Source organism: Streptomyces sp. URMC 126 (assembly GCF_051386555.1).
GTDB lineage: Bacteria > Actinomycetota > Actinomycetes > Streptomycetales > Streptomycetaceae > Streptomyces.
Genome location: NZ_JBPQTX010000381.1, coordinates 1 through 6,058, shown reverse-complemented (window position 1 = coordinate 6,058; position 6,058 = coordinate 1). Strand labels below are relative to the sequence as shown.

Below are 6,058 nucleotides of genomic sequence, written 5' to 3'. Positions count from 1 at the left end.
CGGCAGTGGGGGGCGGCACGGCGGGCTCGGTCGGGGCGGTTGGTGCGGCCGGTCCGTTCGGGCCGGGTGGGATCGGCGGCACCGGTGCCGAGGAGGGGCCCGGCTGCGGAGCCGAAGGGTGCGTACCGTGCGGGAGCCGCTCCGTCGCCCCGGGGGCCTCGGCGGCCACGGGCCCGGCCGGCGTCGGCGGTTCGCTCACCGGGGCGTCCGGTGCGGCCGCCCGCGTGGCGGCGGCCGGGTCGCCCGTCGCCGGGAGTGCCGCGTCCCGCCGGGCCCGCCGGACGCGGCGCCACCGGGCCAGCGTGCCGAGCGCGAAGACCAGCAGCACGATCGCCACCAGCGCCTCGCCGATCGCGATGCCCCAGAACAGGCCGTACCCCGACAGTTCGTCCGGCGGGGTGTCCGGCCAGGCCGCCGGGAGGTCGCGCGGGGCGGACGCCAGGCGGCGCAGGGCCAGGGGGGTGCGGGTGAGGGTGACGTCCTCGGGCCAGCCGCCGTGGGCGAGGAGGCCGGCCAGGCCCGTCGCCGACCACAGCAGGACCGTGACGCCGAGCAGGAAGGCGAGGGTGCCGACGAGCAGGCCGTCCGGGATCCCGCCGGTTCCCCGCTCCTGCGGGGGCCGTGAACCGTACGCCACGGTCAGGCCACCGTCGACCGGGGCGCCGCGCCGTACACCTCGTCCTCGTCCGGGTAGCGCTCCATCGCCGCCGTGGCGCGTTCCGCCACCGCCCGTTCGGCGGCCGGGTCGCGGTCGAGGACGCCGTCCTCGGTCATGGCGCGGTCGGTGTAGACGAGCGGGCGTTCGGCGTCCGTGATCAGGTGTTTGACGACTTGGACGTTGCCGTTGACGTCCCAGACGGCGATGCCGGGGGTCAGGGTCGGGATGATCTCCACGGCCCAGCGGGGGAGACCGAGCACCCGGCCGGTGGCGCGGGCCTCGTCCGCCTTCTGGGCGTAGATGGTCCTGGTCGACGCCATCTTGAGGATGGCCGCCGCTTCCTTGGCGGCCGCGCCGTCGACCACGTCGGAGAGGTGGTGCACCACGGCGACGAACGACAGGCCGAGCCGGCGCCCGAACTTCAGGAGCCGCTGGAACAGTTGGGCGACGAAGGGGGAATTGATGATGTGCCAGGCTTCCTCGACGAGGAAGATGCGCTTCTTGCGGTCCGGCCGGATCCAGGTGTGTTCGAGCCAGACACCGACGATCGCCATCAGGATGGGCATGGCGATGGAGTTGCGGTCGATGTGGGAGAGGTCGAAGACGATCAGGGGGGAGTCGAGGTCGATGCCCGCCGACGTCGGTCCGTCGAACATGCCGCGGAGGTCGCCGTCGACCAGGCGGTCGAGGACGAGCGCGACGTCGAGGCCCCAGGCCCGTACGTCGTCTATGTCGACGTTCATGGACTCCGCCGACTCCGCTTCCGGATGGCGGAGTTGTTCGACGATGTCCGTCAGCACCGGTTGCCGGTCGGTCACCGATTCGTTGACGTAGGCGTGGGCGACCTTCAGCGCGAAACCGGAGCGTTCGTCGAGGCCGCGGCCCATCGCCACCTCGATGATCGTGCGGAGGAGGGCGAGCTGGCCGGTGGTGGTGATGGACGGGTCGAGCGGGTTGAGCCGGATGCCGCCGTCCAGGGCGGCCATGGGGTCGAGCCGGATGGGGGTTATGCCGAGCTGCTGGGCGATGAGGTTCCACTCGCCGACGCCGTCCTCGCCCTGGGCGTCGAGGACGACGACCTGCCGGTCCCGGAAGCGGAGCTGGCGCAGGACGTACGTCTTCTCCAGCGCGGACTTGCCGTTGCCCGACTCGCCGAGCACCAGCCAGTGCGGCGCGGGCAGTTGCTGGCCGTACAGCTGGAACGGGTCGTAGATGTAGCCCTTGCCGGAGTACACCTCGCGCCCGATGATCACGCCCGAGTCGCCCAGGCCGGGCGCCGCGGTGGGCAGGTAGACGGCCTGCGCCTGCCCGGTGGAGGTGCGGACGGGCAGGCGGGTCGTCTCCACCTTCCCGAAGAGGAAGCTGGTGAAGGCGTTGGTGATGGCGCTGAGCGGATCGAGCACGGCGGTCGCCCCTAGGTCTAGCGTCGTCTGCGGCGTCTGGCGTGGCGTCTAGCGTCGGATGCCGGTCGCGAACGGCAGCGTGTTGACGAAGGCCCGGTGGTGCTCTCGGTCGCACCACTCCAGCTTGAGGTAGCTCTTGCCGGCCGACGCTCTTATGGTCCGCTTGTCGCGGGCGAGTTCCTCGGGCGAGCGGGACGAGACGGTGATGTAACCGACGAGGTTGACGCCGGCGGCGCCGCTGGCCAGGTCCTCGCCGCGCTGGTCGACGCGCGAGTGGTGGGCGACATCGCGCGGGTCGACGACGCGGTTCATCTTGGCGGCGCGGGAGGCGTCGGCGTCGTCGTTCGTCTTCTCCGTCAGCATCCGCTCGATGGCGACGTCCGTGGGCTCCAGGTCCATGCAGACGGCGACGGTGCGGATGACGTCCGGGGTGTGGACGAGCAGCGGGGCGAGGAAGTTGACGCCCACCGGGGTCATCGGCCACTCCTTGATCCACGCGGTGGCGTGGCACCAGGGCTCGCGCGTCGACGACTCGCGGGTCTTCGCCTGGAGGTATGTCGGCTGCAGGGCGTCCAGTTCGGCGGGCCAGGCGTTGCGCTGGGTCATGGCCTGGATGTGGTCGATCGGGTGGTCGGGGTCGTACATGGAGTGCACGAGGGACGACAGCCGGCTCTGGCCGAGCGGCTGCCGGACCCGGATGTCGGCCTCGGCCAGCCGGGCGCAGATGTCCGTCAGCTCACGGGCCATGACGACGGCGAGGCCGCCGTCCCGGTCCAGCTTCCGCTTGCCGCCGCCGGCCCGGGAGGCGCGGGCGATGGCCTGGGCCTCGGCGGAGAGGTCGCGGGTGTAGTGCATGCAGGCGACGAGGTAGGCGCGGTGCTGCTCGGAGGAGGTCGAGACCATGGACTGCAGCTGGTCGTAGGACTCCTTGAGCCACTCCGGCGACTTGTCGTCGCCGCGCCGTTCGACGTCCTTGGCGTGCGCGTCGGGGTCGGCGGGCAGGGTGCGGGCCAGCATCTGGAGGCGGGTGACGTAGCCGTCGCCGTTGGCGACGTGCTTCAGCAGCGTGCCGAACCGTTCGACCAGCGCCTCCTGGTCCTCCGAGTCGCGCAGGCCGACACCGGGGCCCTCGATCTCGATCGCGGCGGTGACGGTACGGCGGTCGGCGTGGAGGAGGACGGCGATCTCGTCGGGGCCGAAGGGCGCGGACAGCCAGTTGATCCGGCCGATGCCGGGCGGAGGGCCGACCTCCACTTCGCGGCCGTCGAGCCGGGTGCCGGCTTCGACGGCACCGGAACGGTAGGTGACGCCGCGGCGCAGGGTGCGCTTGTAGCTGCGGTTGATCTCAAACCATTTGTAGAAGGTGCGCTGCTTGTAGGGCACGTAGACGGCGGCGAGCGCGAGGGCGGGGAAGCCGGTGAGCGTGAGGATCCGCAGCGGCAGGATGGGCACGAGCAGGCCGCACATCATGCCGAGGAAGGCCCCCGCGATGATCAGGCCGATCTCACCGGTCTCCCGGTTCTTGCCGACGACCGCGTTGGGCCGGGCCCGGCCGATCAGATACGTCCGGCGGGCCGCGACCGGCGGGGACTGCGCCTCGATCGTCAACTCCGCTCACCTCCAGAGGTATTGCCGTTGTTCTGTGCCCGGGGTGCGGGGGCGGCGGGGCTGTTCCCGCTCGGTGCGCCGCCGCCCGCGCTTGGGGGACGGCGGGCGCTGTGGGCGGCGACGCCGCCGGAGACGGGGTTGGCGGGCCGGGCGGCCTGGACGCCGCCCCCGCCCCCGCCTCCGCTGCCCCGGGCGCTGTGGGTGGTGATGCCCTGCTTGACCAGGCTGGCGGGGGAGGAGATCACCGCGGCGGCCTGGCGGGACGCCGCGTCCTTGCTGGCGTTCCGGCTGCTGATGATCTCGTCGCCGAAGCCGGGGACGAAGCGGTAGATCATCGCGCTCGCGAAGATGGCGAGGATGATGATCGCCAGGCCGGACACGACGGCGGAGAGCTCCTTCGGACCCTGCCCGGAGGAGAGCGCTCCGGCGAGCGCCAGCACGATCACGATGATCGGCTTCACCAGGATCACCGCGATCATGATGCCCGCCCAGCGGCGGACGTGGCCCCACATGTTCTTGTCGACGAGCCCGGAGTAGACGGCGGTGCCGAGGAGCGCACCCGCGTAGAGCAGGGCCGCCCTGATCACCAGCTCCAGCCAGAGGACGCCGGCGGCGAGGACGGAGACGAGGGAGACGACGATCAGCATGATCGGTCCGCCGCCGATGCCTTCGCCCTTTTTGAGCGCTTGCGCGAAGGAGTTGAAGAACTGGTCGTTCTTCGCGCCGGTGCCGGACGCGATGGCCTCCGTCACGGCGTCGGTGGCCTGGACGACGGTGTAGAGGATCAGCGGCGTGAAGGCGGAGGCCAGCACCGTCAGCCACAGGAACCCCACGGCTTCCGTCACCGCCTCCGTGAACGGCACGCCGCGCACGGCGCGCTTGGCCACGGCCAGGAGCCAGAGGACCAGGGTCAGGATCGTGGACGCGGCGAAGACTACGGCGTACTGGCGGAGGAACGTGCTGTTCGTGAAGTCCACGTTGCTCGTGTTCTTCACGGCGTCCGACAGCTTCTCCACCGTCCACTGGGCCGCCTCGGCGCAGCCCTTGGCGAGGGCGGCGGCGGGGTCTATGGCGGTGGCGGTGTCGGGGGGGCTTTTGGGGGCTTTGTCGGTAGGGGATTGGCAGTATTGGCGGGCGGGGCCGATCAGCAAGTCGCAAGGGTTGCTGCCTTGGCTCGCCGATGAGCTTGGCCCTGGGGAGGGGATCCCGCTGCCACTCGGCGTGGGTGTCGGCGTCGGGGCTTTCGTGCTGTTGGGCGTCGGTGTCGGGGTAGGGGTGGGCGCCGCGAGGACCCGAGTCGCAAGGAGGACGACGGTTGCCTGCAGACCCGCGAGAGCCGAAGCGACCGTAAGCGCACGGCGTGGCTTACCGGGCATAGGTGAAGCCTCCGTACTCCTTGACCGCCTTGGTGATGTCCTCGGCGCTGGCTGCGGGAACATCCTGAGGGACCGGGGCCGGGCCGTCCCGCTGGCTGTCGTCCTCGACCTTCCAATCGCCGTCGGCCCACTTCAAGGTGAACGTCCAGGTCTTCCAGGTCGTACGAACGGGGTCCGTCGATCCGGCACCTGCCATCCCGATCAAACCGGAGTACCAGACTGACACCTTCGCGGTATCCGCTGAGTAGGACTCCACCTTGGTGCCGACCGGCACGGTGCGGGAGATGAAGGTCTTGCCCTGCGGTGGGTTGCCGGAGGCATCGAGGCCCAGGCGCTTGAGGAAGTCGGCCGAGTAGGCCTCGTCCTGAGGCTTCCTGAGTTTGGCGGCCGCATCACGGGTGTAGATCGCTTCCACGATGGTGTGGCGACTGTCGGCCTTGAACATGCCATCACCGCCCATGAGCACCGCGAAATTGGCTGCCGCCGACTGAGCACCCTGCTTGTCATGCGCGAACCCCGACGGAATCCCCCCACTCTTCCCCTCCACCGGCTTCACCCCCGACGGCGCCGTCGCGCTGCTGCCGCCCTTCGCCGAGCTTCCGTCGTCGCCGTCCGATGAGGACTTGTCGCCGCCGCGGTTGGCGAAGGCGATGGCGGCGATGAGGAGGACGACGACGGCGACGACGGTGATGAGGTTGCGGCTGGGGCGTACGGGGCGGCGTTGGGGAGCGTAGGGGTCGACCTCGCCCTCGGGCAGCCGGGTGCGCGTCAGGTGGTGGTCGTCGGCGCCGTACCCGCCGTAACCCCCGTGATCGCCACCGGAGCTCTGACCGCCGCTTCGGTAGCCGTCGTCACCGAGACTCATCGCGTGCCTGCTCCCTCATGCGTCGTCGCGGGCGTGCCGCCATGAGACGACGGTAGCGGTGCGGACGGTTTCCGGGGGGAGGGCGTGAGGGAGTGAGGGGGCATCAGGAAGCAGCCTTGGGTGGTGGGACTCGCGGGTGAGCGGATTC

4 protein-coding genes and 1 pseudogene are annotated in these 6,058 nt (G+C 70.9%); all 5 read right to left on the bottom strand.

Features of this window, described 5'->3' with window-relative positions:
• A pseudogene (locus ACSNOK_RS29615) lies at window positions 1-637 on the bottom strand (type VI secretion protein); the annotation flags it as partial.
• Window positions 638-639: 2 nt separating this feature from the next.
• Window positions 640-2,061, bottom strand: coding sequence for an ATP-binding protein (locus ACSNOK_RS29610; RefSeq protein ID WP_436783874.1), 1,422 nt, complete (start codon window positions 2,059-2,061; stop codon window positions 640-642).
• Between the two features lie 48 nt (window positions 2,062-2,109).
• Entirely contained in the window at window positions 2,110-3,663 is a 1,554-nt protein-coding gene (locus tag ACSNOK_RS29605) for an SCO6880 family protein (protein ID WP_436783875.1), read from the bottom strand.
• Between the two features lie 2 nt (window positions 3,664-3,665).
• Window positions 3,666-5,045 carry a hypothetical protein gene (locus tag ACSNOK_RS29600; protein ID WP_436783873.1) on the bottom strand — a complete coding sequence of 460 codons (1,380 nt, stop codon included), beginning with the start codon at window positions 5,043-5,045 and terminating at the stop codon, window positions 3,666-3,668.
• Entirely contained in the window at window positions 5,035-5,910 is an 876-nt protein-coding gene (locus tag ACSNOK_RS29595) for a hypothetical protein (protein ID WP_436783872.1), read from the bottom strand. The genes ACSNOK_RS29600 and ACSNOK_RS29595 overlap by 11 nt, the downstream gene beginning before the upstream one ends.
• Between the last annotated feature and the right edge of the window lie 148 nt (window positions 5,911-6,058).